24 protein-coding genes are annotated in these 26,865 nt (G+C 67.7%); 3 read left to right on the top strand and 21 right to left on the bottom strand.

Going from position 1 to position 26,865, the window contains the following annotated elements; all coding sequences use genetic code 11:
• Positions 1-65: 65 nt before the first annotated feature.
• The 8 genes from nagE to imuA all read right to left on the bottom strand — a co-directional run bounded on the left by nagE (position 66) and on the right by imuA (position 13,125).
• A complete protein-coding gene (gene nagE, locus DIE06_RS19210; RefSeq protein ID WP_124662709.1) occupies positions 66-1,829 on the bottom strand; it encodes an N-acetylglucosamine-specific PTS transporter subunit IIBC in 1,764 nt (587 codons plus the stop codon).
• 87 nt (positions 1,830-1,916) lie between these two features.
• On the bottom strand, positions 1,917-4,499 hold the full coding sequence (ptsP, locus tag DIE06_RS19205) for a phosphoenolpyruvate--protein phosphotransferase (protein WP_124662708.1): 2,583 nt from the start codon (positions 4,497-4,499) through the stop codon (positions 1,917-1,919).
• Positions 4,500-4,514: 15 nt separating this feature from the next.
• Complete coding sequence (locus DIE06_RS19200) at positions 4,515-5,522, bottom strand: SIS domain-containing protein (RefSeq protein ID WP_124662752.1); 1,008 nt, start codon at positions 5,520-5,522, stop codon at positions 4,515-4,517.
• Complete coding sequence (gene nagA, locus DIE06_RS19195; protein WP_124662707.1) at positions 5,515-6,618, bottom strand: N-acetylglucosamine-6-phosphate deacetylase; 1,104 nt, start codon at positions 6,616-6,618, stop codon at positions 5,515-5,517. The genes DIE06_RS19200 and nagA overlap by 8 nt, the downstream gene beginning before the upstream one ends.
• Before the next feature lie 102 nt (positions 6,619-6,720).
• Entirely contained in the window at positions 6,721-7,455 is a 735-nt protein-coding gene (locus tag DIE06_RS19190) for a GntR family transcriptional regulator (RefSeq protein WP_124662706.1), read from the bottom strand.
• A gap of 320 nt (positions 7,456-7,775) precedes the next feature.
• A complete protein-coding gene (locus DIE06_RS19185; protein WP_124662705.1) occupies positions 7,776-10,991 on the bottom strand; it encodes an error-prone DNA polymerase in 3,216 nt (1,071 codons plus the stop codon).
• 6 nt (positions 10,992-10,997) lie between these two features.
• Positions 10,998-12,485, bottom strand: a complete 1,488-nt coding sequence (locus DIE06_RS19180; RefSeq protein WP_124662704.1) for a DNA polymerase Y family protein — start codon at positions 12,483-12,485, stop codon at positions 10,998-11,000.
• On the bottom strand, positions 12,418-13,125 hold the full coding sequence (gene imuA, locus DIE06_RS19175) for a translesion DNA synthesis-associated protein ImuA (RefSeq protein ID WP_124662703.1): 708 nt from the start codon (positions 13,123-13,125) through the stop codon (positions 12,418-12,420). Before imuA ends, DIE06_RS19180 begins: the two co-directional genes overlap by 68 nt.
• A gap of 250 nt (positions 13,126-13,375) precedes the next feature.
• Between imuA and DIE06_RS19170 the strand changes: the two genes are divergently transcribed.
• Entirely contained in the window at positions 13,376-13,684 is a 309-nt protein-coding gene (locus DIE06_RS19170; protein ID WP_124662702.1) for a VF_A0006 family four-cysteine protein, read from the top strand.
• 109 nt (positions 13,685-13,793) lie between these two features.
• On the opposite strand, the gene DIE06_RS19165 is transcribed toward DIE06_RS19170, so the two are convergent.
• Together DIE06_RS19165 and DIE06_RS19160 are read right to left on the bottom strand one after the other, a co-directional pair.
• Complete coding sequence (locus DIE06_RS19165; RefSeq protein WP_124615819.1) at positions 13,794-14,609, bottom strand: MetQ/NlpA family ABC transporter substrate-binding protein; 816 nt, start codon at positions 14,607-14,609, stop codon at positions 13,794-13,796.
• 187 nt (positions 14,610-14,796) lie between these two features.
• Positions 14,797-16,290 (bottom strand): methyl-accepting chemotaxis protein, encoded by a 1,494-nt coding sequence (locus DIE06_RS19160; protein WP_124662701.1) that lies wholly within the window; start codon positions 16,288-16,290, stop codon positions 14,797-14,799.
• A gap of 201 nt (positions 16,291-16,491) precedes the next feature.
• Here DIE06_RS19160 and DIE06_RS19155 point away from each other — a divergent pair, with 201 nt between their 5' ends.
• A complete protein-coding gene (locus DIE06_RS19155) occupies positions 16,492-16,782 on the top strand; it encodes a YciI family protein (RefSeq protein ID WP_044848209.1) in 291 nt (96 codons plus the stop codon).
• A 149-nt stretch (positions 16,783-16,931) separates the two neighbouring features.
• On the opposite strand, the gene DIE06_RS19150 is transcribed toward DIE06_RS19155, so the two are convergent.
• The 5 genes from DIE06_RS19150 to DIE06_RS19130 are packed head-to-tail and all read right to left on the bottom strand — an operon-like array spanning position 16,932 to position 21,011.
• Entirely contained in the window at positions 16,932-17,549 is a 618-nt protein-coding gene (locus tag DIE06_RS19150) for an SCO family protein (protein WP_059599875.1), read from the bottom strand.
• Between the two features lie 18 nt (positions 17,550-17,567).
• Entirely contained in the window at positions 17,568-18,470 is a 903-nt protein-coding gene (gene cyoE, locus DIE06_RS19145) for a heme o synthase (RefSeq protein WP_124662700.1), read from the bottom strand.
• Positions 18,471-18,478: 8 nt separating this feature from the next.
• Positions 18,479-19,591: a heme A synthase gene (locus tag DIE06_RS19140; RefSeq protein WP_124662699.1), complete on the bottom strand. Its 1,113-nt coding sequence runs from the start codon at positions 19,589-19,591 to the stop codon at positions 18,479-18,481.
• Positions 19,592-19,616: 25 nt separating this feature from the next.
• Positions 19,617-20,240: a cytochrome C oxidase subunit I gene (locus DIE06_RS19135; protein WP_124662698.1), complete on the bottom strand. Its 624-nt coding sequence runs from the start codon at positions 20,238-20,240 to the stop codon at positions 19,617-19,619.
• A 60-nt stretch (positions 20,241-20,300) separates the two neighbouring features.
• Positions 20,301-21,011: an SURF1 family protein gene (locus DIE06_RS19130; protein WP_260433650.1), complete on the bottom strand. Its 711-nt coding sequence runs from the start codon at positions 21,009-21,011 to the stop codon at positions 20,301-20,303.
• Positions 21,012-21,095: 84 nt separating this feature from the next.
• Here DIE06_RS19130 and DIE06_RS19125 point away from each other — a divergent pair, with 84 nt between their 5' ends.
• A complete protein-coding gene (locus tag DIE06_RS19125; RefSeq protein ID WP_124662696.1) occupies positions 21,096-21,305 on the top strand; it encodes a twin transmembrane helix small protein in 210 nt (69 codons plus the stop codon).
• Positions 21,306-21,491: 186 nt separating this feature from the next.
• Here the strand turns inward: DIE06_RS19125 and DIE06_RS19120 are convergent, their stop codons facing one another.
• The 6 genes from DIE06_RS19120 to coxB form a co-directional block, all read right to left on the bottom strand.
• The gene (locus DIE06_RS19120; RefSeq protein WP_124662695.1) at positions 21,492-22,349 is read right to left on the bottom strand and encodes a cytochrome c oxidase subunit 3; all 858 of its coding nucleotides are present in this window, start codon (positions 22,347-22,349) and stop codon (positions 21,492-21,494) included.
• Between the two features lie 137 nt (positions 22,350-22,486).
• Complete coding sequence (locus DIE06_RS19115; RefSeq protein ID WP_006752057.1) at positions 22,487-22,687, bottom strand: DUF2970 domain-containing protein; 201 nt, start codon at positions 22,685-22,687, stop codon at positions 22,487-22,489.
• 16 nt (positions 22,688-22,703) lie between these two features.
• Complete coding sequence (locus DIE06_RS19110; protein ID WP_124662694.1) at positions 22,704-23,312, bottom strand: cytochrome c oxidase assembly protein; 609 nt, start codon at positions 23,310-23,312, stop codon at positions 22,704-22,706.
• A 35-nt stretch (positions 23,313-23,347) separates the two neighbouring features.
• Positions 23,348-23,488 (bottom strand): cytochrome oxidase small assembly protein, encoded by a 141-nt coding sequence (locus tag DIE06_RS38335; RefSeq protein WP_185733425.1) that lies wholly within the window; start codon positions 23,486-23,488, stop codon positions 23,348-23,350.
• Positions 23,489-23,568: 80 nt separating this feature from the next.
• On the bottom strand, positions 23,569-25,176 hold the full coding sequence (gene ctaD / locus DIE06_RS19105; RefSeq protein WP_124662693.1) for a cytochrome c oxidase subunit I: 1,608 nt from the start codon (positions 25,174-25,176) through the stop codon (positions 23,569-23,571).
• Between the two features lie 43 nt (positions 25,177-25,219).
• Entirely contained in the window at positions 25,220-26,815 is a 1,596-nt protein-coding gene (coxB, locus tag DIE06_RS19100; RefSeq protein ID WP_124662692.1) for a cytochrome c oxidase subunit II, read from the bottom strand.
• Positions 26,816-26,865: the final 50 nt, after the last annotated feature.

Below are 26,865 nucleotides of genomic sequence, written 5' to 3'. Positions count from 1 at the left end.
GTTTTACCGACTGATGGCCCGAACCCGCTACGCGGACCGGGCCTGTCTCATCGCATCATGCCGGATCAGGCCGGTTGCGGGGCCGCACCGCCGCCCGTCGACGTCAGGCGCGCGCCGAGTTGTTCCGCATAGCGTGCCGCCGTGTTGCCGCACACGATGTGGAACGTGTCCGGCGACACCCACGCGACATCGAGCGCGCCGAGTCGGTCGCGATCGACCGCCGATGCGTCGCGCACGACGACGCGCAGGCGCGTGGTCGCGATCGCGTCGAGCGACGCGACGTTGGTCGCGCCGCCGAACACCGCGAGCCAGCGCAGCGGATCCGGATCGAGCGGGCCGGCCGCCGCGCCCGTGACCGGCTGCGCAGCCGCGACCGTGGCTGTCGCCGCCGCACCGGCCGCGCCGCTGCCGATCGCCGAACGCATCTCGTCGGCAATGATGTCCGCCTCGGGCCCGATGATCACCTGCACGCTGCTACCGCCCCGCTTGAGCACGCCGCGCGCGCCGATCGACTTCAGTTCCGGCTCCGACACCTTTTCCGGATCGACGACGGTCAGGCGCAGGCGCGTCGTGCAGGCGTCGACGACCGTCAGGTTGCCCGCGCCGCCGAGCGCGGCGATGTAGCGCTGCGCGCGCGGTGCTGCGGCCGCGGCACCGGCCGCCGGTGCGACGAAGCCGCCCGATGCGTACGACTCGGTCGCCGCGTCGGTCGAGGCCGGCTCGCGGCCCGGCGTCGCCATGTTGAACTTGCGGATGAAGAAGCGGAACAGCCCGTAATACGCGACGCCGTACGCGATGCCGAGCGGCACCGCGATCCAGCCCTTCGTCGACAGCCCGTAGTTCAGCACGTAGTCGATCGCGCCGGCCGAGAACGTGAAGCCGAGCTTCACGCCGAGAATCTGGCAGATCGCGAGCGACAGCCCCGTGAGCACCGCGTGGATCACGTACAGCACCGGCGCGAGGAACATGAAGCTGAATTCGATCGGCTCGGTCACACCCGTCAGGAACGACGTGAGCGCCATCGAGAACAGCAGGCCGCCGACCATCGCGCGGCGCTCCTTCGGCGCTTCGTGCAGCATCGCGAGACACGCGGCCGGCAGGCCGAACATCATGATCGGGAAGAAGCCGGCCATGAAGGTGCCCGCGGTCGGATCGCCCGCGAAGAAGCGGTGCAGGTCGCCGTGCACGAGCTCACCGCCGGCCGGCGGCGTGAAGTTGCCGAACACGAACCATGCGAGCGAGTTGATGATGTGATGCAGGCCCGTGACGAGCAGCAGGCGGTTCAGGAAGCCGAACACGAACGCACCGATCGCGCCCGCCGTCGTCAGCCACTGGCCGGCCGCGTCGATCACATGCTGGACCGGCTGCCATACGTATCCGAACACGATGCCGAGTACCACGCACACGAGCCCGGTGATGATCGGCACGAACCGCTTGCCCCCGAAGAACGCGAGGTAGTCGGGCAGCTTGATGTCCTTGTAGCGGTTGTACAGCAAGCCCGCGACCACGCCCGCGATGATCCCGGACAGCACGCCCATGTTCAGCTTGGGATCGATGTCCTTCATGATCGCGGTTTCGATCAGGTAGCCGATCGCGCCCGCGAGTGCCGCCACGCCGTTGTTGTCCTTCGCGAAGCCGACCGCCACGCCGATCGCGAACAGCAGCGGCAGGTTGTCGAAAATCGCGCCGCCGGCGTCGGCGATCATCTTGATGTTGAACACGTCCGGCTGCCCGAGTCGCAGCAGGATGCCGGCAACCGGCAACACCGCGATCGGCAGCATCAGTGCCCGGCCCAGGCCCTGTATCTTCAGAAACGGATTCCCGTCCATTCAGTCCTCCAATCCATGTCTCGTCATTAAGCGTCGTTGACCTAATTGCTTTCGTAGTGAAACGGGCCGCGTGCCCGCCGTCGACGTTCAGTCGAGCGGCCAGACCTCGCGGCTTGCTGCCCTTACCGCCTGTGCCGAGTCGAGTGCGAGCAGATCCTGCGCACGCTGCCGACACAGCTGGTAATCGAGACGGCGCACGCGCGCCTTGATGCCCGGCACCGACACCGGGTCGACCGACAGTTCGGTCACGCCGAGGCCGACGAGGATCGGCACCGCGAGCGGATCGCCGCCGAGCGCGCCGCACACGCCGACCCACTTGCCGTGCTTCGCGGCGCCGCGCACCGCGATGTCGATCAGGCGCAGCACGGCCGGATGCAGGCCGTCGGACTGCGCGGCCAGATCGGCCTGGCAGCGGTCCATCGCGAGCGTGTACTGCGTCAGGTCGTTGGTGCCGATCGACAGGAAATCCGCGTGCTGCGCGAGCTGGTCGGCAAGCAGCGCCGCCGACGGCACCTCGATCATCACGCCGACCTCGATCGGCGCGGTGCGGCCCTGTGCACGCGCGAATTCGTCGATGCGCTTGCGCAGCCGCACGAGCTCGCCCGCATCCGTCACCATCGGCAGCAGGATGCGCACCGCGCCGAACGGCTTCACCGCGAGCAGGCCCTGCAGCTGATCGTCGAGCAGATCGGGGCGCACCTGCGCGAGGCGGATGCCGCGCAGGCCGAGCGCCGGGTTCGGTTCGGGCGGCAGTGTCAGGTAGTCGACTTCCTTGTCGGCGCCGACGTCGAGCGTGCGGATGATCGCGGTGCGGCCCTGCAGCACGTCGACGATCGACTGGTAGCTCTGCTGGTGTTCGACGACGCTCGGCGCGGCCTGGCGATGGATGAACATCAGCTCGGTGCGCAACAGGCCGACCGCATCCGCGCCGTTGTCGACCGCGGTGTTCGCGTCGTCGAGCGTCGCGATGTTCGCGGCAACCTCGATCGCGCGGCCGTCGACCGTCGCGGCGGCTTCGCGCGCCTGCTGCCGGTTCGCTTCGCGCACGCCGTCCAGGCGCTGGCGTTCGTGGCGCGCACGCTCGACGTCGAGCGCGGTCGGCGCGTGTTCGAGACGGCCCGCGCTCGCATCGACGACGACCTGCGTGCCGTCCGGAATCGCGTACAGCGCATCGCCGACCGCGACGAGCGCCGGAATGCCGAGCTGGCGCGCGATGATCGCCGCGTGCGACGTCGCGCCGCCGCGCGCCATCACGAGCGCGGTCACGCGCTGGCGATCGAGCGACGACAGGTCCGACGGCGTGAATTCCTCGGCGGCAAGCACGGCCTCGTCGGGCAGCGTGCGCGTCGCGCCGCTCGTGTGGCCGAGCGCGCGCAGCACGCGCTTCTCGATGTCGCGCAGGTCGGCCGCGCGCTCGGCGAGCAGCGCGTCGTCGAGCTTCGACAGCGTGTCGATCTGCGCGCGGATCGTCGCGCGCCACCCGAAGCCCGCGCTCTTGCCGAGGCTGATCTGGTCGCGCGCCGCGTCGACCAGCGTCGGGTCTTCGAGCAGCACGCGATGCACCGCGAAGATCCCCGCCTCGCCGACCGCGCCGCGCGCCGATGCGTTGCGCACGGTTTCGCCGAGTTCGGCGTCGACCGTCTTCAACGCCTCGTCGAGCCGGCGGCTTTCCGACGCGGGCGTACCGGCCGCCTGTTCGGGCGGCACGATGTCCGCATCGTCGAGACGCACCAGCGTGCCGACCGCGATGCCGGGTGCCGCGCAGACGCCCGCGAGCGTGTTCGGATCGAGCATCGCGCCGGTGCTGTGCACGACGGTCTGCGGCGCGGGTGAACGCAGGCGCGCCGGTTTCTCCTCGACTTCGCCGTGCGCTTCGCGCAGCAGTTCATGCTCGACCGCATCGACGGCTTGCTGCGCGTGCGCGCCGCGGCCGACCAGCTCGATCGTCGTGCCTTCGCCGGCGCCGAGGCCGAGCAGGCCGACCACGCTTGCGATCGGCGCCTTGCGGCCATCGAAATGCACTTCGACATGTGCATCGAGCCCGCGCGCGGCTTCGCGCGCCCGTGCGGCCGGCCGCGCATGCAGGCCGCCCGGCTGTGTCAGCACGACCGCGCGGCGCACTTCGTTCATCGCCGCGGCGCCGGCCTGCGCCGCCTGCGCGGCAGCTTCGCCCTTGCCGCGCAGCGTCAGGAGCGGCGTCTCGCCGGCCGTCGCGAAACCGCTCGCGCGCTCGACGACGTCGAACGCGTCGGAGTTCGCGATCGCGATCACCGAGACCAGCGAATGCGCGCTGCGCGCGACCGCGTCCTGGTCGAACTCGATCAGCGGGTCGCCCGCTTCGACACGCGCGCCGGCCTCGACGCGCGCGGTGAAGCCCTGCCCGTTCAGCTCGACGGTGTCGATGCCGATGTGCAGCAGCACTTCCGCGCCTTGCGGCGTCGTGATCGTCACCGCATGGCCGGTGCGCGCGAGATGCGACACGACGCCGGCGCACGGCGCGACGAGCTTGCCCGCGAGCGGATCGATGCCGATGCCGTCGCCGAACATCCCGCCGGAGAACACCGGATCGGGCACATCGGCCAGCGCGACGATCGGCCCGGTCAAGGGGCTGAGCAGGACGATCTGATCATGGGTGGAACTGTTCAACTGGGACTCCTCGGCGCGTCTCATCGGCGGTCTCGGCTTTCAGTGCGTTTCGGTGACTTTGTTCAGGTGGCGCGGCGTGTCGGGATTGCGGCCGCGTGCGACGGCGAGATCCGCCGCCATCACGTAGAACGAAAGAATGGCGGCGATCGGGTCGAGCGCCGAATGGGCGGACTGCGCGAGCGGCAAGGTCGCGCCGGGCGTGCCGGCGGGCGCCGCGAGCAGCACGGCGGCGCCGCGTGCGCGCATGTCCTGCGCGAGCTGCAGCAGCCCGGCCTGCTCGGGCCCCGGCGGCGCGAACACGAGCAGCGGATAGTCGCGGTCGATCAGCTCCATCGGGCCGTGACGGACTTCGGCGCTCGAGAATGCCTCGGCCTGGATGCCGGAGGTTTCCTTCAGTTTGAGCGCGGCTTCCTGCGCGATCGCGAGGCCCAGGCCGCGGCCGATCACGATCATCCGTTCGACGTCCGCGAGCGCGGCGACGGCCGGCGACCAGTCGAGCCGGCCGGCCTGCGCGAGCGTGTCGGGCAGGCCGCGCAATGCCGTCATCAGCGCGGCGTCGCGCTGCCAGTACGCGACGATCTGCGCGGACAGCGACAGCATCGCGATATAGCTCTTGGTCGCGGCGACCGACAGTTCGGGACCGGCCAGCAGCGGCAACTGATGCTCGCACGCGTCGGCGAGCGGCGACGGCAGCACGTTCACGGCAGCGACGGTGCGCGCGCCGGCTTCGCGCAGCGCGGCCATCGTATTGACGAGGTCGGGGCTCTGGCCCGACTGGGAGAATGCGAGCGCGAGCTGGTCCTGCACCTTCAGCTGCGCCTGCTGCAGCGTCGCGACCGACATCGGCAGCGACGCGACGGGCACGCCGAGGCGGCTCATCGTCAGGCTCGCGAAATAGCTGGCGGCGTGATCCGAGCTGCCGCGCGCGACCGTCAGCGCGACGGCCGGCGGGTGATCGAGCAGTTGGCCGGCGAGCGCTTCGACGCGCGTGGTGTCGGCGAGTTGCGCGGCGACGACCTGGGCGGACTCGCGCGCTTCGTTAAGCATATTCGACAATCGATTCTCCTTCGACGTAGGTCGCGGTGAGGTTCAGGTCGCGATCGAACACGACGAGGTCGGCCCATGCGCCGCGCTCGAGGCGGCCGCGATCGGTGACGCCGAGGTAGTCGGCCGCATAGCGCGACATCCGGTTCGACACGTCGGCGATCGGCAGGCCGAGCGACACGAGGTTGCGCAGCGCCTGGTCCATCGTCAGCGTGGAGCCGGCGAGCGTGCCGTCGGCGAGCCGCACGCCGCCGAGGCACTTGGTCACGTGCTGGCTGCCGAGCCGGTATTCGCCGTCGGGCATGCCGGTGGCGGACGTGCTGTCGGTCACGACGTACAGGCGCGGGATCGCGCGCAGCGCCGCCCGAATCGCGCCCGGATGCACGTGCAGCAGGTCGGGGATGATTTCCGCGTACTCGGCATGCGCGAGCGCGGCGCCCACCAGGCCCGGGTTGCGGTGATGCAGCGGCGACATCGCGTTGAACAGGTGCGTGAAGCCGCACGCGCCGTGCTTGAGCGCGGCGACGGCGTCGTCGTAGGTCGCGAGCGAGTGGCCGAGCTGCACGCGCACGCCGCGCGCGGCCATCTCGCCGATGATCTCGATGTGGCCGGCGATTTCCGGCGCGAGCGTGACGACGCGGATCGGTGCGATCGACAGGTACTTGAGCACTTCGTCGAGCACGGCCGACACGGCCGCGTCCGGCTGCGCGCCGAGCTTGCCGGGGTTGATGTACGGCCCTTCGAGGTGCACGCCGAGCACGCGCGCGCCGCCGGCCGAGCGGGTGCGGGCGACGGTGCCGAGGTTCGCGACGACCTGCATCAATTCGTCGCGCGGCGCGGTCATCGTCGTCGCGAGCAGGCTCGTCGTGCCGAACTGCGCGTGCGTGCGCGCGATCGTCTCGATCGCGTCGCCGCCTTCCATCACGTCGGCGCCGCCGCCGCCGTGCACGTGCAGGTCGATGAAGCCGGGCAGGATGTACGGCGCGTCGTTCTTCGCGGGATCGGCGGGCGTGCCGTCGAGCGTGGTGATGCGGCCGTTCTCGCTGCCGAGCGAGCCGTGAATCCAGCCGTCGGGGGTGAGGATGTTGCCAGTCAGCATGACGTTTCTCTTGATGATCCGGTGACGCGGACATCCGCGTCGCGATTTGCAAATCCGTTGCGTTGCGTTCCGTTGCGCGTAACGCGCGGGCAGTCTCGCGCGTCAGCGTTTCAGTTCGGCGACGAAGTCGTAATAATCGTCGCGGCAATACGTTTCGGTCACTTCGATCGCGCGCTGGTCGGCGCCGTAGCCGATGCGCGTGATCACGAGCAGGGCCGAGCCCGGCTTCACCGCCATCCACTTCGCGATCTCGTGCGTCGCGTTCGCCGCGCGAAAGTGCTGCAGCGCGCGCACGACGGTCATCCCGCGTGCGTCGAGGTATTCGTACAGCGACGCGCCAAGCGCCCGCGGATCCGGCACCACCGCGGCCGGCAGCGTCGAATGCTCGACGGCCATCACGATGCCGTCGGCGCGGCGCAGCCGTTCGAGCCGCGCGACCGTCGCGCCCGGCGCGAGGCCGAGATGCGTGATCTCGTCGCGGCTCGCGGCGCGCAGCTTGCGCGACAGCCACACCGAATCGGGCACGAAGCCGCGTTGCTGCATCTTCGCGGTGAAGCCGACGAGACGCGACAGCGGATCGGCCACCCGCGGCGTGATGAAGCTGCCCGCGCCGCGCGCCCGCTTGATCAGCCCCTGCTCGACCAGCAGCGCGAGCGCACGGCGGGCCGTGATCCTCGACACGCCGACCGACCCCGACAGCAGCCGCTCCGACGGCAGCGCCTCGCCGGCCCGCCACGCGCCGGCATGAATCGCGCTCGTCAGGTTGCGGGCGAGCTGCAGATACAGCGGCGTGTCGTCGAGGGGATCGGGCGCCAGTTCGGACCAGCCGGTTTCCATGTGCCTCCGGGTGTCGGACGACGATCTCGGACCGTCGAAAGTGAACGCATTATATAACCACCATAATACCAGTCAACGAACTGGTATTAGCGATGTGAAGAACCTCGGAAGCCTTGCCAGGCAAGCGTTTTAGTAGCGGGAAAGCCTTTGTTTACAAGATGATGCGGGATAGGGATTTACCCGGATTTGGATGCAAGGGGACAGTTCACGTGCCGGATTCGGCTGGTTTGGAGGGTCGAAAACGAGACCAGAATAGAACCAGTTCGGCCGACTGGTATGCATCCGGCAGCAGCGCGCGGGCGGCATGCCGGCACGCCGCGTCAGTGGAACTCGCGGCTCGACGTGCGCAGGCCGCCGAGCAGCGGTGTCAGATCCTCGAAATGCTGCGCGACGAGGTGCCTCACGTTGCTGACGACCTGCCACACGCCCGACGCCGCGAGCAGTCGCGAATCGAGCGTTTCGCGGCGCTGCCGCGCCAGTAGTTCGGGCCGCACGATCACGTTCACGCAGCCCGTCTCGTCCTCGAGCGTCATGAACATCACCCCCTTCGCGGTGCCCGGCATCTGCCGCGCGATCACGAGCCCGCACGCGCGCGCGAGCCGTCCGTCGGGACGATCGCGCAACTCGGCCGCGGACGACAGCCGCTGCGCGCGCAACGCGGGCCTCAGCAACGCGACCGGGTGGCGATTCAGCGTAAGGCCGGTGGTGTGATAGTCGGCGAGGATGTCGTCGGCTTCCGACGGCGCGCCGAGCACGGGCTTCTCCGTTTCGTCGATCGGCGCGGCGGCGAGCAAATCGCGCTCGGGAGCCGCGGCGACAGCCTGCCACAGTGCATCGCGGCGATGGCCGGCGAGCGTCGCGAGCGCATTCGCGGCGGCGAGCGCTTCGAGATCGCGCCGTTCGAGTTGCGCGCGACGCGCGAGCGCGTCGACGTTCTCGAACGGGCCGGCCGCGCGAGCGGCCTCGATGCGCCGCGCGGCGGCCTCGCCGAGGCCGCGCACGAGCGACAGGCCGAGCCGCACCGCGGGCTGGCCGTGCGGCGGCGGCTGGCCGGGCAGCGCTTCGAGCGACGCTTCCCAGCCGCTTCGCGTGACATCGGCCGGCAAGACCTTCACGCCGTGACGTTTCGCGTCCTGCACAAGCTGCGCGGGCGCGTAGAAGCCCATCGGCTGACTGTTCAGCAGCGACGCGACGAAGATCGCCGGTTCGTGGCATTTGAGCCAGCTGCTCGCATAGGCGAGTTTCGCGAAGCTGGCCGCGTGGCTCTCGGGAAAGCCGTATTCGCCGAAGCCCTTGATCTGCTCGAAGATCTGCTCGGCGAATTCGCGCGTGTAGTGGCGTTCGAGCATCCCGTCGACGATCTTGTCGTGATACTTCTCGAGGTTGCCCTTGCGCTTCCACGCGGCCATCGCGCGGCGCAGCTCGTCGGCCTCGCCGGGTGTGAAGCCCGCCGCGACGATCGCGATCTGCATCACCTGTTCCTGGAAGATCGGCACGCCGAGCGTGCGAACGAGCACTTCCTTGAGCGCCTCGCTCGGATACGTGACCTCCCCCTCCTCTTCGCCGGCCACGATCCTGCGCCGCTTCAGATACGGATGCACGGCGCCGCCCTGGATCGGCCCGGGACGCACGATCGACACCTGGACGACGAGGTCGTAGTAGTTGCGCGGCCTCAGGCGCGGCAGCATCGACATCTGCGCGCGCGATTCGATCTGGAACACGCCGACTGTATCGGCGCGGCAGATCATGTCGTAGGTTGGTTCGTCATCCTGCGGAATGTGCTTCAGCGTGAACGGCTGGCCGTCCTTCTGCGGCCCACGCCACGCGGTGCGCAGGTCGAAGGCGCGATGCAGCGCCGACAGCATGCCGAGCGCGAGCACGTCGACCTTCATCAGCTTGAGCGATTCAAGATCGTCCTTGTCCCACTGGATCACGCGCCGCCCGTCCATCGCCGCGTTCTCGACCGGCACGAGCCGCGTGAGCTTGCCGCGGCTGATCACGAAGCCGCCCGAGTGCTGCGACAGGTGACGCGGAAAATTGAGCAAGCGCCCCGCCAGTTCGGCCCATGCACGAATGATCGGCGTCGCCGGGTCGAGGCCGGTCGTCGCGAATTGCTGCAGCAGGTCGCGGCTGCCGTCGAACCAGCGATGCCCCTTCGCGACGCGGTCGACCAACATCGGATCGACGCCGAGCGCCTTGCCGGTTTCGCGCAGCACGCCGCGCGGGCGATACGTCGAGACGGCCGCCGCGAGCGCGGCGCGATCCTTGCCGTATTTTTCGTAGATATGCTGAATGACCTCTTCCCGGCGCTGGTGCTCGAAGTCGACGTCGATGTCCGGCGGCTCGCCGCGCTCCTCGCTGATGAAGCGCTCGAACAGCATCGTGCTCTGTTCGGGATTCACCTCGGTGATGCCGAGGCAGTAGCAGACGACCGAGTTCGCGGCCGAGCCGCGGCCCTGGCACAGGATGTTCCGGCTGCGCGCGTATTTGACGATGTCGTAGACGGTCAGGAAGAACGGTTCGTAGCTCAGCCTCGCGATCAGGTCGAGTTCATACTTGATCTGCTTCTCGACCTTTTCCGGAATGCCCTGCGGATAACGCCCGGCCGCCCCGGCGAAGGTTTCCTGTTCCAGGTAGCGCGTCGGCGTGAGCCCCTTCGGCACGATCTCGTCGGGGTATTCGTAGCGCAGCGTGTCGAGTTCGAAATCGCACGCGCCGAGAATCGCGCACGTTTCCGCAATCTCCTCCGCCGAAAACAGCTGCGCGATCCGGTTCCGCGTGCGCAGGTGCTGTTCCGCATTCGGCGCGAGCGCATACCCGCACTCGGAAACCGGCATCCCGACGCGGATCGCCGTCATCACGTCCTGCAGCGGCTTGCAGGAACGCCGATGCATCGTCACGTCGCCGAGCGCGACGATACGCATGCCGCGCCGCTCGCCGGCCGCGCGAATCTCCTCGCGCTGTGCGCCGTCGAGCGGGCGCTGCAGCTGCACGAGCCCGAGTCGTGCGCGCTCGCCGAAGGTCGCGCGGAACCAGGCGACCTGCGCATCGAGCACGTCCGCACGCACGGGATGCGTGGGCACGAGAATCGCGAAGCAGTCGGGCATGCCGCGCAGGTGCGCGAACGCTGCAGGCGGTGCCGACAGCATCCGCGACGTCAACGTGTAAGTGCCCTTCGGCGCGGCCATCCGTCGCCACGAAATCAGCTCGGAAAGATTGCCGTAACCCTCCCGGTTCTGCGCAAGCAGCACGAGCCCGAACGCACCCGGCCCCGGATCGTGGCCGGGTGCGACTTCCGCTTGGGTTACTTCGAAATACGAACCGATGACGAGCGGCAACCCTTTCTCCCGCGCGGCGACATGCATGCGCGGCGCGCCGGCCAGCGAGCATTCGTCGGTGATCGCGATCCCGCGATAGCCGAGTTCCACCGCCCGCTCGACCAGTTCGTCCGCATGCGACGCGCCATGCAGGAACGAAAAGTTCGACCGGCAGAACAACTCCGCGTAATCGGGCAGCCAGCTGATTTCCGCAACCATCGCCGTTCACCCGAACAAGCCGTGCAGGAACCAGCGCAGTTCGGACTCGCTCGCCGCACGCTCCTTGAACACCCAATAACACGCGCCGGCTTCGTCCTGCGCGACGTGGTAATCGCGTGCGGCCATCTGCCCGTCGAACCACCCGGCTTCGATCCGCTCGGCCGACGACATCATCCTGAGTGGCGTATGAAATACCGGCCGCTCCCCGCGCATCAGAAGCGGCAGCGGCTCGGCCAGCAGCCACGCGGGACGCGGCGGTGCGGCAGGCGGGCCGGCGGCCGGCTTGCCCGCCGGTGCATCGAGCGGCAGCCAGCGGTTCGCGGCTTCGGGCCGATGATCGGCAACGGGCGCCGCGCGCAGCACGTTGTCCACGCCGAGCCGCGCGACCAGCAGCTCGAACAGCCGCGCACGCGTCTCTTTCGTGCCGCCCGGCTCGGGAAAGAGATCGTCGGCCGGCGGCGCGACCGATTCGACGCGCGTGGCCTTCAGCCGCACCGCGATCACCGCGGCCGGCAGCTCCACGCGCGCGAGCCGCTCGCCAAGCAGCCGCATGAAGTGCGCTTCGTCGCGCACGGGCGCGGCGAACGCGAGTTCGAGCGGCGTCGGCGGCACGGCCTGGCGGCCGCGCTCGTGCTCGAGATCGAACGTCATCGCGGCCAGCGACAGTTGCCGTGCGGCCAGCCAGCCGCAGAGCTGCACGACGAGCCGCCGCGCGGCGAACAGCACGGCTTCCGCGTATTCGACGCGTTCCGGCAATTCGAGCCGCACGTCGAACACGGGCGGCACCGCCATCCACGCGAGCGGCTCGACCGCCTCGCCATACGCGCGATCGAGCGCGGCGAGCAGCGCCGGACCGCAGCGGCGCTGCAGCCCCGCGCGCGGCAGGCCGCGCAGATCGGCGAGCGTGCGGCAGCCGAGGCCGTCGAACCAGCCCGCATACGGGCGCGCGTCGGGCAGCAGCACGCACGGCAGCCTGTCGAGCGCACGAACGAGCGACGCCTGCCCGGCGATGCGGCGCCGGATGCGCGCGCGGGCCGACACGCGCGCGAGCAGCCATGCGCCGCGCCCGGTCGGCGCGGCGGACAGGCGCGCCGCATAGCCGAGCGCCGCGAGCGTCGCGCGCACCTGGCGGCACAGCGCCGGCAGGCCGCCGAACAGGCGCAGGCTCGGGCCGACGTCGACGATCAGCGTCGCTTCATCGTCGAGCGCGACGCACGGCGAGAAGCGCAGCAATGCGAGCGCGACCGCGCGCAGCGCATCGGCCTCGCGGGCGGGATCGCGTTCGACGAGCCGCGTGTCGGGCGCGAGCGTCAGCACGCCGCCGCGCTTCATGCCCGCGCGCACGCCCTGCCGCCGCGCGGGTGCGTCGGCAATCAGCACGACACCTTGCTCGAGCACCGCGCAGCCGGTCGCACCGGCCTGCGCGTCAGACGGCGGCGGGGCGCACACGTCGAGCGGCAGGCGCGGCAGATGGATGCCGAGCAAGACGCGCATAGCGGCTCTCCACGATGGGTGACGGCAAATCGAGCGCGAGCGGCTCGCTGCGCGCGGGCCCGCGGCGCTTGACGATGTCGAGCGACACGCCGCCCGGCACCGGATGCAGCGCGACGCGCAGCACGGCCGGTGACGGCTGCCGCGCGGCCGACAGCGGGCGCAGCATCACGAACAGCGTATCGCCGGTGCGCGCGGCCGCGAGATGCAGACGCCGCAGCGCATCGGGCCGCGCGTCCTGCCAGAGCAGCAACGCACCGCAGCAGCCCGCCCTGAGCGCCTGCTCGGCAGCCCACAATGCATCGGTGCGGCTGCCGGCGCGCAGCCACAGCAGCGCGTCGGACGGCACGCCGAGACCGGCCAGCGCAGTCGCATGCGGCGACTGCGGCGGCGCGACGAGCGCGAGCGGACGCCGCGCGCTGACGGTGCGTGCGAGCGCGGGCGCGAGCAGCCGCATCTCGCCGCAGCCCGGCTGCGCGGCCAGCAGTTCGACGAGCCCGCCGACCGGCCAGCCGCCGCCCGGCAGTTCGGCGGACAGCGACGCGAAGCCCGTGTCGATCGTGCGCGGACCGCCGCGCGCGAGCTGCGAGCCGCGCCAGAGCGACGGATGAAGGGATTCGGGAGAAATGGAGGATGCGAGCATGATGCCACCCACAACTGTATGGATATACAGTATATGGCAATGTGCTCGTGTCGCACAGTGCTGCTACGAGGCCGGCATTTTCATCAGATGAAAACGAGGAGGAAGCCGGCGCCCCTGCCGTCGCGCCGCCGCGAAACGCGTGCGACGCGCGGCCGGCCGCGGTCCGGCCGGTATCGGCGCAACGCGTCAGCCGCCCCTGTCGCTTTACGTTATGCTGTCCGCCGACCCAATCCACACCATCGGACTGCCCATGAACCGGGGAATCCGTGCGATCGCATGCGCGGCGGTCGCGCTGGCGCTGCCGAGCGCCGCACTCGCGCTGACCGACGGCTATGCGCAGTACGACGACTGCATGCTGGGCGCGCTGCGCGAGAGCCGCAACGGCGCGGCGGCCCAACTGATCCAGCGCTCGTGCGACGCGCTGTACCGCAACAACGCGATGCTGCTGCCGCGCGAGCGGCGCTTCCACGAGTGCGTCGTGCAGTCGCTGCCGGGCGTGCGCGACAACTATGCGATCCAGCAGATCATGGCGATCTGCTCGCGGCGCGGCGAGATGTGAGCGGGCGCTGAACGCGGGGTGCCGCGCGGCCGCCACCGGCCGCGCCAACGAAAAAGGGCCTGCGCGATGCAGGCCCCTTCGTTTCAGCAGTCCGACCGGTGTGCGGCGTTCAGAACGACGCGACCATCGAGCCCTTGAACTGCTTCTTGATGAATTCCTTCACTTCCGGCGACTGGTACGCCTTGACCAGCTTCTTCACCCACGGCTGATCCTTGTCCTTCGCGCGCACGGCGATCACGTTCGCGTACGGGCTCGTCAGCGCCTCGAGCGCGATCGCGTCCTTGGTCGGCTGCAGGTTCGCGGCGAGCGCGTAGTTCGTGTTGATCACGGCGGCGTCGACGTCCGACAGCACGCGCGGCAGTTGCGCGGCGTCGAGCTCGGAGATCTTCAGCTTCTTCGGGTTCTCGGCGATGTCGAGCACCGTCGCGTTGTTGCCGCCCGTGCCGGCGCCGGCCTTCAGCTTGATCACGCCTTGCGTCTGCAGCAGCAGCAGTGCGCGGTTCTCGTTCGACGGATCGTTCGGCACCGCGAGCTTCGCGCCTTGCGGCAAGTCCTTCAGCGACTTGAACTTCTTCGAGTACACGCCGATCGGCGAGATATAGGTCAGGCCCGCGGTGACGATCTTGTAGCCGCGCTGCTTCACCTGGCTGTCGAGATAGGGCTGGTGCTGGAAGCTGTTCGCGTCGAGATCGCCCGAGTCGAGCGCCGCGTTCGGCTGCACGTAGTCGTTGAATTCGATGACCTTCACGTTCAGGCCTTCCTTCTCCTTCGCGACCTTCTGCACGACCTGCCACACTTCCGAATCCGGACCGGCCACCGTGCCGACCTTGATCACCTTGTCTTCGGCGTGCGCGCCCGCCGACAGCGTCAGCGCGGCACCGGTGGCCAGCACGGAAAATACCTTCAGGAGACTGCGACGCTTCATCTGTTTCTCGCTTTCTTGCTAACTGAAAATGGGGCGCGATACGGGTATGCCCGAACTCGCAGGAAGGGGCAAATGGTGTCACAGGATCGGCCGGAAGTGAAATACATCCAGCTCATATGGGTATGCACCGCGGCGGTGCTGACGGAGGATGCGCGACCCGGCCCGCGACCCGACCGTTAGTTGTGTTTTAACGAGCGATGCCCCCGGCATCGGCGACCCGGAACGCGCCGATCGCGTCGCGCAGCCGTCCGGCCTGCTCCTGCAGCGACGCCGCGGCCGCGGCGGCCTCCTCGACGAGCGCCGCGTTCTGCTGCGTGACCTGGTCCATCTGCGTGACCGCGCGCCCGACCTGCGTGATACCGCTCGCCTGCTCTTCGGACGCGGCCGCGATCTCGCCCATGATGTCGGTCACGCGCGCGACCGCCTGCAGGATCTCGCCCATCGTCGTGCCGGCCTGGCCGACCAGCGTCGAGCCGTTGCGCACACGCTCGACCGAATCGACGATCAGCTTGCGGATCTCCTTCGCGGCCGTCGCGCTGCGCTGCGCGAGCGAACGCACCTCGCCCGCGACCACCGCGAAGCCGCGCCCCTGCTCGCCGGCCCGCGCGGCCTCGACCGCCGCATTCAGCGCGAGGATGTTGGTCTGGAACGCGATGCCCTCGATCACGCCGATGATGTCGGCGATCTTGCGCGAGCTGTCGTCGATCTCGCCCATCGTGCCGATCACGCGACTGACGACGTAGTTGCCCGCCCGCGCGATCTCCGATGCGTTGTTCGCGAGCCCGCTCGCCTGTCGCGCGTTGTCGGCGTTCTGCTTCACCGTCGCGGTCAGCTGCTCCATGCTCGCGGCCGTTTCCTCGAGCGACTCGGCCGACTGGCGGATTCCGCCGATCGTCGCCTGCAGGCGCGCCTGCATGTCGCGCATCGCCGCCATCATGCTCGTGCCGTCGCCCGCGCGCACCGGCACCGGCCGCGTCAGATCGCCCTGCGCGATGCGGGTCGCCAGCGCGGCCGCTTCGTCCGGCTCGCCGCCGAGGCTGCCGCGCACGTTACGGATGATCACGAGCATCGCCGCGCTGATCACGAAGCCGATCACGAACACGACCGCGAGGTGACCGAACAGCGTCCGGTAGTAGACGGTATCGATGTCCTTCAGGAGCACGCCGCTCGAGATGTTCCAGTCCCACGGCGCGAAGCGCGTGACGTAGCTGATCTTCGGCACCGCGGTTTCGCTGTGCGGCAGCCGGCCGCGATACTCGGCGAAGCCGCTGCCGGTCGCCTTCGCGGCGTTCAGGATCGTGACGAACAGCGGCTTGCCGTCCGGATCGAGATAGTCGCCGACCTGCGTGCCGACCAGCTTCGGCAGCGTCGGGTGCATCAGCACGACGGGGTTCGAATCCATCACGAATACATAGCCCGACTCGCCGTAGCGCATCGCGGCCAGGCTCGCGAGCGCGTCGCGCTTCGCGTCGGCCTCGGGTAGCGTGCCGCCCTGCGCGAGCGCATGATATGCCTTCACGATGCCGACCGCCGAGTCGACCAGGTTGGCGATGCCTTCCTTGCGTTCGGCGAGCATCGTCGCGCGCGTCTCGTATGCGCTCCACGCGCCGACGCCGAGCAAGCCGATCCATACCAGCGCAAGCGCGAGCCACAGCTTGCGGTTCAAACTCATTCTGCTCATCTGCGCGCCTCGTTGTCGAAGTCGATGCCCGCACTGCGCGCGAACGGCCGGTCGCGCGCAAACGGTCGCGCCCCGTATTTACGGCAGCGAGACTTACAACTTGAATACACGCACGACGGCCGGCACGACACGGAACGGCCGCTGTGCTACAAAGACCGGCTGACCGGCGCGCCACGCGCCGGCGACATTCCAGGGCCATCCATGTACGTCATCGACATTCACTACAACGCGTCGCTCGAGCGCATCGACGATGCGCTCGAACGCCACCGTGCGTATCTGCAGCCGCTGTTCGAGCGCGGCATCTTCATCGCGGCGGGGCCGAAGGTGCCGCGCGAAGGCGGCGTGATCCTCGCGGCCCGCATCGACCGCGACGAACTGGACGCGATCCTCGAGACCGATCCGTTCGTGACCGAAGGGCTCGCGACGTATCGGGTGACGGAATTCCGGATTACACGCGCCGCGCAGGGCTTCAACGTGCCCGCACTGCCGTGACGCGCGCCAGCGCGAACATGTGCACACACGCCGCCATGCGAGGCGGCGAATGCGGATAGAGGGGAAGCAGCAAGAATGCGTGACGGCGCGTCGCGGCCGTCACGCGTGTCGCCGGGCGAGTGCCCGGGCGAACATGCGGCGTACGCCGCTCAGTCGACCAGCAGCTTCAGGTCGTGAACCCACGGGCCGGGGCCCTGGCCGTCGCGCACGAACAGGCGCAGCTTGCCGTCGCGATCGAACACGTAGCTCGCGGCAGTGTGATCCATCGTGTAGCTGCCGGGCGTCTTGCCCGGCACCTTCGCGTAGTACACGCGGAAATCCTTCGTGACCTTCTTGAGCGCCGCTTCGTCGGCCGGCCGCAGGCCGATGAACGACGGATCGAACGCGGGCACGTACTGGCCGAGCAGCGCGGGCGTGTCGCGCTCCGGATCGACGGTGACGAACAGCACCTGCACGCGTTTTGCGGCATCGGGCCCGAGTTGCTTCAGCGCCTCGGACAGTTCGGCCATCGTCGTCGGACAGACGTCGGGACAGTGCGTATAGCCGAAGAACATCACGACCGCACGGCCCTTGAAGTCGGCGAGCGTGCGCACCTTGCCGGTCGTGTCGGGCAGCGAGAAATCGCTGCCGAACTGCGTGTTGCCGGTGATGTCGAGATTCTGGAATTTCGGTGCGTTGTCGCAGCCGGCGAGCAGCGTCGCTGCCGCGAATGCGCACGCGAGCATCCAGCCTTGGCGCGCGCGGCGCCCGAACCATGAATGGAGCATTGCGTTCAAACCGTGCGATTACACGCCGAGCAGCGGGCGCGCATAGTGATCGACGAGCAGCGCGGCGAACAGCAGCGACAGGTAGACGATCGAGTAACGGAAAGCCTTGCGGGCGAGTTCGTCCGAATAGTCGCGGTGGATCTTCCACGCATAGGCGAGGAACACCGCGCCGAGCAGCACCGCGCTCGTCAGGTAGACGGCCCCGCTCATCCCGGAGATGAATGGCATCAGCGTGACCGCGAACAGGATCACCGTGTACAGCAGGATGTGCAGCCGCGTGAATTTCTCGCCGTGCGTGACGGGCAGCATCGGCAGGCCCGCGTTTTCGTAGTCCTTGCGGCGATAGAGCGCCAGCACCCAGAAATGCGGCGGGGTCCACACGAAGATGATCAGCACGAGGATCCACGCGTCGCCGGGCACCGCGCCGGTGACCGCGGCCCAGCCGAGCGCCGGCGGCATCGCGCCCGATGCGCCGCCGATCACGATGTTCTGCGGCGTCATCGGCTTGAGCAACAGCGTATAGATCACCGCGTAGCCGACGAACGTCGCGATCGTCAGCCACATCGTCAGCGGGTTCGCGAAGGTATAGAGCGTCCATGCGCCGACGCTGCCGAGCACGGCCGAGAACAGCAGGATCTGCGGGGTCGTGATCTCGCCGCGGGCGGACGGACGCCACGCGGTACGGCGCATCATCGCGTCGATCTTCTGCTCGACGAGGCAGTTGATCGCGAACGCGGCGCCGGCCAGCAGCCAGATGCCGACCGTGCCGCCGATCAGCACATGCCACGGCACCATGCCCGGCGTCGCGAGAAACATGCCGATCACCGCGCAGAACACCGCGAGCTGCGTGACACGCGGCTTCGTCAGCGCCATGTACTGCGAGAACCGGCTACCGGGCGATTGGGAAAGGGTGCTTTGCATGGGGACGGTCACGCCGGGGCGACGTCGCGCGCGGGCTGCACGACACGGCCGGGGCGGCTTGAAAGGATGCGAAAGTTTAACATGACGACGAGCAGCAGCAGGATCGCGGCGCCGCCGTTGTGCGCGACGGCGACCGGCAGCGGCCACTGCAGCACGATGTTGGTCAGGCCCGTCAGGAACTGCAGCAGGACGACCAGCAGCACGCCGTTCGCGGGCCGGCGCAGCGACGCGAAACGGCGCATCTTCAGCGCGAACGCGACCAGGTACGCGACGACGACGAACGCGAACGTGCGGTGGGTCCAGTGGATCGCGACCAGCGCGTCCTGCGTGATCGCGTCGCCGTCCTTCGTCATCCCGAGCGCGCGCCACAGATGGAAGCCCTGGCCGAAGTTCATCGGCGGAATCCACTGACCGTTGCAGGTCGGGAAATCGGTACACGCGAGCACTGCGTAGTTGGTGCTCACCCAGCCGCCGAGCGCGATCTGCACGACCAGCAGCACCAGCGCCGCGAGCGCGGCCGCGCGGTAGCGGCCGGCCTCCGGGTCATGCGACGGCAGCGGCGTCTGCCGCGCCGCGAGCCAGCCGAGCGTGCCGAGCAGCGTGAGGCCGAGCAGCAGGTGGGTCGTGACGATCACCGGCTGCAGCTTCATCGTGACCGTCCACGCGCCGAACACGCCCTGCACGACGATCAGCAGCAAGAGGCTCGTCGGCCACCACGGCGACACGTGCAGCGGGCGGCGGCGCAGCCGCGCGGACCATGCGATCACGACCTGCGCGATGATCAGCACGCCGATCGCCATCGCGAAATAGCGGTGGATCATCTCGATCCATGCCTTCGTCATGCTGACGGGGCCGGTCGGCATCGCCTGGTGCGCGGCCGTGATCGCGGCGTGCGCGATGAACGGCGACGACGTGCCGTAGCAGCCGGGCCAGTCCGGGCAGCCGAGGCCCGAATCGGTCAGCCGCGTGAAGCCGCCGAACATCACCAGGTCGAGGGTCAGGAACGTGGTGATCCACACCAGCTTGCGGAACTTGTTGTCGTCGGCCTTCACCCATACGTACGACAGCGGCAGCAGCGCGATGCAGAGGCCGATCAGGCCGAGTTGCAGTAGATACGACATCGAATGGTTGCCTCGTTGTCTCGCCTTAGCCGATGCTCGACCACTTCAGCAGTTTCGTCACGTCCGACTTGATCTTGCTGGGGTTCGGGTTCTTCGGGAAACGCATCATCAGGTTGCCGTTCGGGTCGACCATGTAGATGTGGTCGCTGTCCTTCGTGCCGGTGTCGGCCGGCAGCCATGCGGCCACCGCGGCCGGATCGGCGACGAGCCGGCGCGTGTCCGGATACGCGTCGAGCACCTTCTGCGGCATCGCTCCCGCATCGCTGCGCAGCCACACCATCGTGATCCGGTGCCGCTCGCCCGCCTGCGTGACGCGGATCTGGCGCATGAAGTAGAGCTTTTGCGCACATGCGTCGTCGCAGGCGCTGCGGTCGGTCATCACGAACAGCCACACGCCGCGCAGCGACGACAGCGGCACCGTCTTGCCGGTTTCGTCGGTGACCTGCAGGTCGGCCGGGATCGGCCGCTGCGGCTCGATCAGCGTGCCGTAGTTGGTCGAGCCGCCCTTCGGCTTGATCACGTAATAGGTGAAGTACGACGCGATGATCGGCGCCGCGCACACGAGACCCAGCAGCACGAGCATCCAGCGGCCGCGCTTGCGGGACGCAGGCGACGGCGCTGCGGCCGGACCCTGACGGGAAGATTGCATGGACAAATCAGACCTCTCGAAACGAACCCGCGGCGCTTGCGCCGCGTCCTGGCATGGCGCTCACGCGCCGGCCGACTTCTTCGCCGCACGCCGCGCGGCGTACAGGCCGAAGCCGAGTGCGGCCGCCGCCATGGCCCACCACTGAAACATGTAACCGTAATTGCGCTCGACGCCGGTCGTCGCCGCCGGCCAGTCGCGCACGAGCTTGTCGCCGTCGTCGCTCGTCTGCTGGATCACGAACGGCTGCAGCGGCAGCCCCGTTTCCTTCGCATACGCGGCGACGTCCAGGTTCTGCCGGATCTTCTGGTGCGCGGCCGAGCCGCCTTCGCCGAGTTCGAACGCACGCGACGCGTCGGCACGCGCGATGCCCTCGATCTCGATGTCGCCGTCGGGCGTCGGGAACGGCTCGATCGCCGTGCGATCGGCGATGTTGCGCGGCAGCCAGCCGCGGTTCACCAGCACGACGCCGCCGCCCGAGAGTTTAAACGGCATCACGACGTAAAAACCCGGCTGGTCGTTATACGGCCGATTGTCGAGGAACACCGCCTGATCCGGCAGGAAGCGGCCCCTGGCCCGCACGCGATGGAACTCGATCGATGCGAGCGGAATCGGCTGCGCCCCGACGTCGACGGGCACCGCGTGCTCGTAGCGCACGATACTCGCCTGCAGCGCTTCCTTCTGGTGCGCGCGGTCGCGCTGCCAGAATCCGAGACGAATCGTGACCGCGACGACGACGAGAATCAACAGCGCAGGCAGCCAGCGGATCTTCATCGGGCCACCCGCGAGGCGCAATCGCGAAAGCGAAGTGCGATAATTATCCTCTTCCTTTCGAATTGCCGTCGTCCGGTTCGTGTCATGCACATCCTCGTTCCCATCGCCTTCGTCCTCATCATCGCCAGCATGGGCTCGGCACTCTACTTCATGATGCAAGACCGCGGCCATACGAAACGCATGGTGTGGTCGCTTGCCACCCGCGTCGGGCTGTCGGCCTCGCTGTTCCTGTTCATCCTGTTCGCGAACTGGATGGGCTGGATCCATTCGACCGGCCTGCCGATCGGGCGTTGATGCCTTCCCCACGGCGGCCGCCGTGTCCGCTGTGACATTTCGCCGCACAACGGCGCCACCAAGCAAAAGCGCCGCCTGACTGAGTCGCGGCGGCGCCGGATTGGCGTCGAGCGCAGGCAGCCAGCCGCTGCCCCGTCCCCGCCAATGAAAACGGCCCGCGCATCGCTGCGCGGGCCGTTGTTGCATTTACAGCCAGTAGACGACGACGTACAGGCCGAGCCAGACGACGTCGACGAAGTGCCAGTACCACGCGGCGCCTTCGAATGCGAAGTGGTGATCCGGCTTGAAGTGGCCGCGGATCATCCGCACCAGCACCACCGCGAGCATCGTGCCGCCGAGGAACACGTGGAACCCGTGGAAGCCCGTCAGCAGGAAGAACGTCGAACCGTACACGCCCGAGTTCAGCGTCAGGTTCAGTTCGTTGTACGCGTGGTAGTACTCGAAGCCCTGCAGGAACAGGAAGCTGACACCGAGCACGAGCGTCGCGGCCAGCCAGGCGATCGCCTTGTTGCGGTGATTGTCACGCAGTGCATGGTGCGACACCGTCAGCGTCGCGCCCGACGCCAGCAGGAATGCGGTGTTGATCGTCGGGACCGGCCACGGGCCCATCGTCTTGAAGTGACCGGCGAGCGCGGCCGGGCCTTCGTTCGGCCACACGGCGGAGAAGTCCGGCCAGATCAGCTTGTAGTCGAGGCTGCCAAGCTGGTGCAGCGCGATTTCACGCGCATAGAACAGCGCGCCGAAGAATGCGCCGAAGAACATGACTTCGGAGAAGATGAACCAGCTCATGCTCCAGCGGTACGACTTGTCGACGTTCTTGCCGTAATGACCGCCTTCCGACTCGGCGATCGCGTCGCCGAACCAGTGATACAGCGTGAAGAGCAACCACAGCAGGCCAAGCAGCGCCGTATACGGAGCCCAGTCGTGACCGTTGATCCACAGCGCCACCGACGCGAGCATGACCAGCAGGCCGATGGCCGCGCTGATCGGATGCTGCGACGGATGCGGCACGAAATAGTACGGGGTCTGGTTTTGACCGCTCATGCTTGATTCTCCACTTCAGTCCAATTTGTGTACCGGAAACCGCTCCGGCTTTATTTCTTGCGCGGCGCGACCGCCGCCGCTCTTTCCCGCACGCAGCGCCGATGCGCTGCGCACTGCATTCTTTCCAGCCGCGAGCCTCAGCCCACCACCGCGCGCACGATCAGGATCAGCACGCCGATGAACACACCGGCCGCGATCAACGCGACGATCAGCACGTGCAGCGGATTCAGCTGCGTCGCGTCGGCCTCGAGGTCGCGCCGCTTGCGCACCCCGAAGAACGACCACAACACCGCTCGCACCGCCTGGCCGAACGACCCGCTCCGCTTGGTCTCCGTCATCGCCCCGTCTCCGTCGTCATGCGTCCGGCTTCGCCGCGCCCTGCGCCGCCGTCTTGCCCGGTGCCGGCGCCGGCGCGGCCGGCGCGTTCAGCTCGAAGAACGTGTACGACAGCGTGATCGTCTTCACGTCCTTCGGCAGCTTCGGATCGATCACGAACACCACCGGCATCTTGCGCGACTCGTGCGCGGCCAGCGTCTGCTGCGTGAAGCAAAAACACTCGATCTTCTTGAAGAACTCCGTCGCCTGCTTCGGCGCGTAGCTCGGAATCGCCTGCGCCACCACCGGCCGGCCCTGCCCGTTGGTCACGTCGTACACGATCGTCGTCAGTTCGCCCGGATGCACGTCGAGGCTGTTGTGCTCCGGCTTGAAACCGAGCGGGCCGCGCGCATTCGCATCGAACTCGACCGACACCGTGCGGCTCATGTCGACCTGCGAGTTCTTCACCTCGCGTTCGCTGACATCACGCTGCACCAGGTTGTTGATGCCGGTGATCTGGCAGATCGCGCGATACATCGGAATCAGCGCGAAGCCGAAGCCGAACATCAGCCCGGCCACGACGAAGAGCTTCACCAGCATCGAACGATTGAATGCGCGATCGACGGCGCCCTCTTCCGGCTTCGACATACGACAACTTCCTCGCTACTGCGTCAGTTACTGCATCAGTGGGTGGACAGCCACCACTGCTTGATCACGACACCCACAAAAAAAACGGCGGCGATGACGAGCAAGACGAGGCCGAGCCGCTTGTTGCCCGCGCGAATCTGCTCGGGCGTTCGTCTTTCTTGTGGATTCCGGTTCATCTGAAACTTCTCTGAAACTTCGATTCGGCGCCCGCCGCGCCTGCCTGCGCGGCAGGCAGCGGCGGAACGCCGGGTGAAACTTACTCGACGTGCGGCGGTTGCTCGAACGTGTGGAAGGGAGCCGGGCTCGGCACCGTCCACTCGAGGCCCGTCGCGCCATCCCACGGCTTGTCCGACGCCTTTTCCAGGTCGCCGCCGCCACGGTAGGCCGGCAGCGCGACCGCGAACAGGAAGTACACCTGCGCGAGACCGAAGCCGAATGCGCCGATCGTCGCCACCTGGTTGAAGTCCGTGAACTGCGCCGGGTAGTCCGCATAGCGGCGCGGCATGCCCGCGAGACCGACGAAGTGCATCGGGAAGAACGTCAGGTTGAAGAAGATCATCGACGACCAGAAGTGGATCTTGCCGCGCGTCTCGTTGTACATCCAGCCCGTCCACTTCGGCGCCCAGTAGTACCAGCCCGAGAACAGCGCGAACAGCGACCCGGCCACCAGCACGTAGTGGAAGTGCGCCACCACGAAGTACGTGCCGTGGTACTGGATGTCGAGCGGCGCCATCGCGAGCATCAGGCCCGTCAGACCGCCGAACGTGAACACGAACAGGAAGCCGATCGCGAACAGCATCGGGGTTTCGAACGTCATCGAGCCGCGCCACATCGTCGCGAGCCAGTTGAACACCTTCACGCCTGTCGGCACCGCGATCAGCATCGTCGCGTACATGAAGAACAGCTGACCGGTGACCGGCATGCCCGTTGCGAACATGTGGTGCGCCCAGACCATGAACGACAGGATCGCGATCGAAGCCGTCGCGTACACCATCGAGCTATAGCCGAACAGCGTCTTGCGTGCGAACGCCGGGATCACCTGCGACACGATCCCGAACGCCGGCAGAATCATGATGTACACCTCGGGGTGGCCGAAGAACCAGAAGATGTGCTGGTACATCACCGGGTCGCCGCCGCCTGCCGCGTTGAAGAACGACGTGCCGAAGTGGCGGTCGAACAGCACCATCGTGATCGCGCCTGCCAGAACCGGCATCACGGCGATCAGCAGGTACGCGGTGATCAGCCAGGTCCATGCGAACATCGGCATCTTCATCAGCGTCATGCCCGGTGCGCGCATGTTCAGGATCGTCACGACGATGTTGATCCCGCCCATGATCGACGACGCGCCCATGATGTGGACCGCGAAGATCGCGAAGTCCATGCCCGGGCCCATCTGCGTCGACAGCGGTGCATACAGCGTCCAGCCGGCGGCCGTCGCGCCGCCCGGCGCGAAGAACGAACCGACCAGCAGCACGGCCGCGACCGGCAGCAGCCAGAAGCTGAAGTTGTTCATCCGCGCGAACGCCATGTCCGACGCGCCGATCTGCAGCGGAATCATCCAGTTCGCGAAGCCGACGAACGCCGGCATGATCGCGCCGAACACCATGATCAGGCCGTGCATCGTCGTGAGTTCGTTGAAGAACTCCGGACGCATGATCTGCAGGCCCGGCTCGAACAGTTCGGCACGGATGCCGAGTGCCATCACGCCGCCCGACAGGAACATGATGAACGAGAACAGCAGGTACAGCGTACCGATGTCCTTGTGGTTGGTGGCGAACAGCCAGCGCCGCCAGCCGTGCGGGGCTTCGTGCGCGTGGTCGTCGTGCGCGTGGTCCGCGGCTACGTCGTGCCCGATGCTAGACATGAAAATCTCCTAATGCGAATACGTCGACTAACTCAGCGACACGTCAAGCCGCCGGCCCGATCTCGACCCGCCGGGCTTCCTTGGCGTCAGCCCCGCCCGTGATCGTTTCCGGCTTTTTGAGAATAATGTGGTCTTCCGCCACGCCTGCTGCCTTCAGCGCGTCGCGCACGACTTGTGCACGATGCTTGGCGAGTTCGGCGTTCGCGTCGGCCGAGCCCGTCTTGTCGGTGAAACCCGACAGCGCGAGCTTCGCGTCCGGATGTGCCTTCGCATAGTCGGCCGCTGCGGCAATCGCCGCTTTCGCGTCGGCCGGCAGCACGCTCTTGCCCGTTTCGAAGTAGATCGTCGACAGTGCAGCCGAAGCCGATGCTGCCGCCGGCTGCTCGGCCGCGCCCGACGCGGCTTGCGCCGGTGCCGAGGCCGCTTCGGCCGGCGCCGCTGCGCCTGCCGTGTCTTCCGGCATCTTGCCGTTGCGCGCATCAGCCACTTGCTTCGGCTGCAGCAGGTCGTTCTTGTGGTTGCCCCACGAGTTGCGCTCGTACGTGATGACCGATGCGATGTCGAGGTCCGACAGCGACGCCCACGATGGCATGGCACCCTTGCCGTTCAGCACGCGCTCGACGTGACCGGCGATCGGGCCGTTCACGATCTTGCTGCCGTCCATCGCCGGGAAGGCGCCGAGGCCCTTGCCGTTCACCTGGTGGCAGGCCGCGCAGTTCGCCTTGTAGACTTCCTCGCCGTGCGCGACGAGCTCGGCCATCGTGTAGACCTTGTTCGGATCGACCGACGCGCTGGCCAGCTTGGCCTTCTGCGCGGTCACCCACTTCGCGTAGTCGTCGTCCGACAGCACGACGACGACGACCGGCATGAACGCGTGTTCCTTGCCGCACAGTTCGGTACAGAAGCCGCGGAACGTGCCGACCTTGTCGGCCTTGAACCACGTATCGCGCACGAAGCCGGGGATCGCATCCTGCTTCACGCCGAACGCGGGCACGTACCACGAGTGAACGACGTCGTTCGCGGTCGTGATGATGCGGATCTTCTTGTTGACCGGCACGACGAGCGGGTTGTCGACTTCCTGCAGGTAGGTCTCGGTGATCGGCTTCTTGCCCATCACTTCGTCACGCGGGGTGCTGAGCGTCGACAGGAAGCTGATGCCCTCGCCCGGGCCCTTCACGTAGTCGTAGCCCCACTTCCACTGGTAGCCGGTGACCTTGATCGTGAGATCGGCGTTGGTCGTGTCCTTCATCGCGACGACGGCCTTCGTGGCCGGCAGCGCCATCAGCACGACGATGATGAACGGCACGATCGTCCAGATGATTTCGACGGTCGTGCTTTCATGGAAATTGGCGGCCTTGTGGCCTTTGGATTTGCGGTGCGCGAAGATCGAATAGAACATCACGCCGAACACGCCGACGAAGATCACCGTACACAGGATCAGCATCATCGTGTGGAGATCGTAGAGCTCCTCGGCGATCTTCGTGACAGGCGGCTGAAAGTTGATCTCGTTGACGCGGGGGCCGCCCGGGCTATCACCGACCGCCAGAGCAGCGCCGGCAAAGAGCAGTCCGCTGCATGCCAGCACGCCCGTGAGGGCTCGCTTGATTGTTTTCATAGCATCCTTACCCAAAATTTCCATTCAAACCCTCCCCCGTCGCAAGCCGCCGGCCTGTTCCGGCCGGCGCCCGC

It is taken from the genome of Burkholderia sp. Bp8998 (genome assembly GCF_003854235.1).
Classification (GTDB): Bacteria; Pseudomonadota; Gammaproteobacteria; order Burkholderiales; family Burkholderiaceae; genus Burkholderia.
The sequence above is the reverse complement of the archived record's forward strand: the minus strand, read 5'-3'. Positions and strand labels throughout refer to the sequence as shown.

Coding starts and splice junctions, on each gene's coding strand:
- nagE (WP_124662709.1), bottom strand. CDS start 1,829: ATGGACGGGAATCCGTTTCTGAAGATACAGGGCCTGGGCCGGGCACTG.
- ptsP (WP_124662708.1), bottom strand. CDS start 4,499: ATGAGACGCGCCGAGGAGTCCCAGTTGAACAGTTCCACCCATGATCAG.
- DIE06_RS19200 (WP_124662752.1), bottom strand. CDS start 5,522: ATGCTTAACGAAGCGCGCGAGTCCGCCCAGGTCGTCGCCGCGCAACTC.
- nagA (WP_124662707.1), bottom strand. CDS start 6,618: ATGCTGACTGGCAACATCCTCACCCCCGACGGCTGGATTCACGGCTCG.
- DIE06_RS19190 (WP_124662706.1), bottom strand. CDS start 7,455: ATGGAAACCGGCTGGTCCGAACTGGCGCCCGATCCCCTCGACGACACG.
- DIE06_RS19185 (WP_124662705.1), bottom strand. CDS start 10,991: ATGGTTGCGGAAATCAGCTGGCTGCCCGATTACGCGGAGTTGTTCTGC.
- DIE06_RS19180 (WP_124662704.1), bottom strand. CDS start 12,485: ATGCGCGTCTTGCTCGGCATCCATCTGCCGCGCCTGCCGCTCGACGTG.
- imuA (WP_124662703.1), bottom strand. CDS start 13,125: ATGCTCGCATCCTCCATTTCTCCCGAATCCCTTCATCCGTCGCTCTGG.
- DIE06_RS19170 (WP_124662702.1), top strand. CDS start 13,376: ATGAACCGGGGAATCCGTGCGATCGCATGCGCGGCGGTCGCGCTGGCG.
- DIE06_RS19165 (WP_124615819.1), bottom strand. CDS start 14,609: ATGAAGCGTCGCAGTCTCCTGAAGGTATTTTCCGTGCTGGCCACCGGT.
- DIE06_RS19160 (WP_124662701.1), bottom strand. CDS start 16,290: ATGAGCAGAATGAGTTTGAACCGCAAGCTGTGGCTCGCGCTTGCGCTG.
- DIE06_RS19155 (WP_044848209.1), top strand. CDS start 16,492: ATGTACGTCATCGACATTCACTACAACGCGTCGCTCGAGCGCATCGAC.
- DIE06_RS19150 (WP_059599875.1), bottom strand. CDS start 17,549: ATGCTCCATTCATGGTTCGGGCGCCGCGCGCGCCAAGGCTGGATGCTC.
- cyoE (WP_124662700.1), bottom strand. CDS start 18,470: ATGCAAAGCACCCTTTCCCAATCGCCCGGTAGCCGGTTCTCGCAGTAC.
- DIE06_RS19140 (WP_124662699.1), bottom strand. CDS start 19,591: ATGTCGTATCTACTGCAACTCGGCCTGATCGGCCTCTGCATCGCGCTG.
- DIE06_RS19135 (WP_124662698.1), bottom strand. CDS start 20,240: ATGCAATCTTCCCGTCAGGGTCCGGCCGCAGCGCCGTCGCCTGCGTCC.
- DIE06_RS19130 (WP_260433650.1), bottom strand. CDS start 21,011: ATGAAGATCCGCTGGCTGCCTGCGCTGTTGATTCTCGTCGTCGTCGCG.
- DIE06_RS19125 (WP_124662696.1), top strand. CDS start 21,096: ATGCACATCCTCGTTCCCATCGCCTTCGTCCTCATCATCGCCAGCATG.
- DIE06_RS19120 (WP_124662695.1), bottom strand. CDS start 22,349: ATGAGCGGTCAAAACCAGACCCCGTACTATTTCGTGCCGCATCCGTCG.
- DIE06_RS19115 (WP_006752057.1), bottom strand. CDS start 22,687: ATGACGGAGACCAAGCGGAGCGGGTCGTTCGGCCAGGCGGTGCGAGCG.
- DIE06_RS19110 (WP_124662694.1), bottom strand. CDS start 23,312: ATGTCGAAGCCGGAAGAGGGCGCCGTCGATCGCGCATTCAATCGTTCG.
- DIE06_RS38335 (WP_185733425.1), bottom strand. CDS start 23,488: ATGAACCGGAATCCACAAGAAAGACGAACGCCCGAGCAGATTCGCGCG.
- ctaD (WP_124662693.1), bottom strand. CDS start 25,176: ATGTCTAGCATCGGGCACGACGTAGCCGCGGACCACGCGCACGACGAC.
- coxB (WP_124662692.1), bottom strand. CDS start 26,815: ATGGAAATTTTGGGTAAGGATGCTATGAAAACAATCAAGCGAGCCCTC.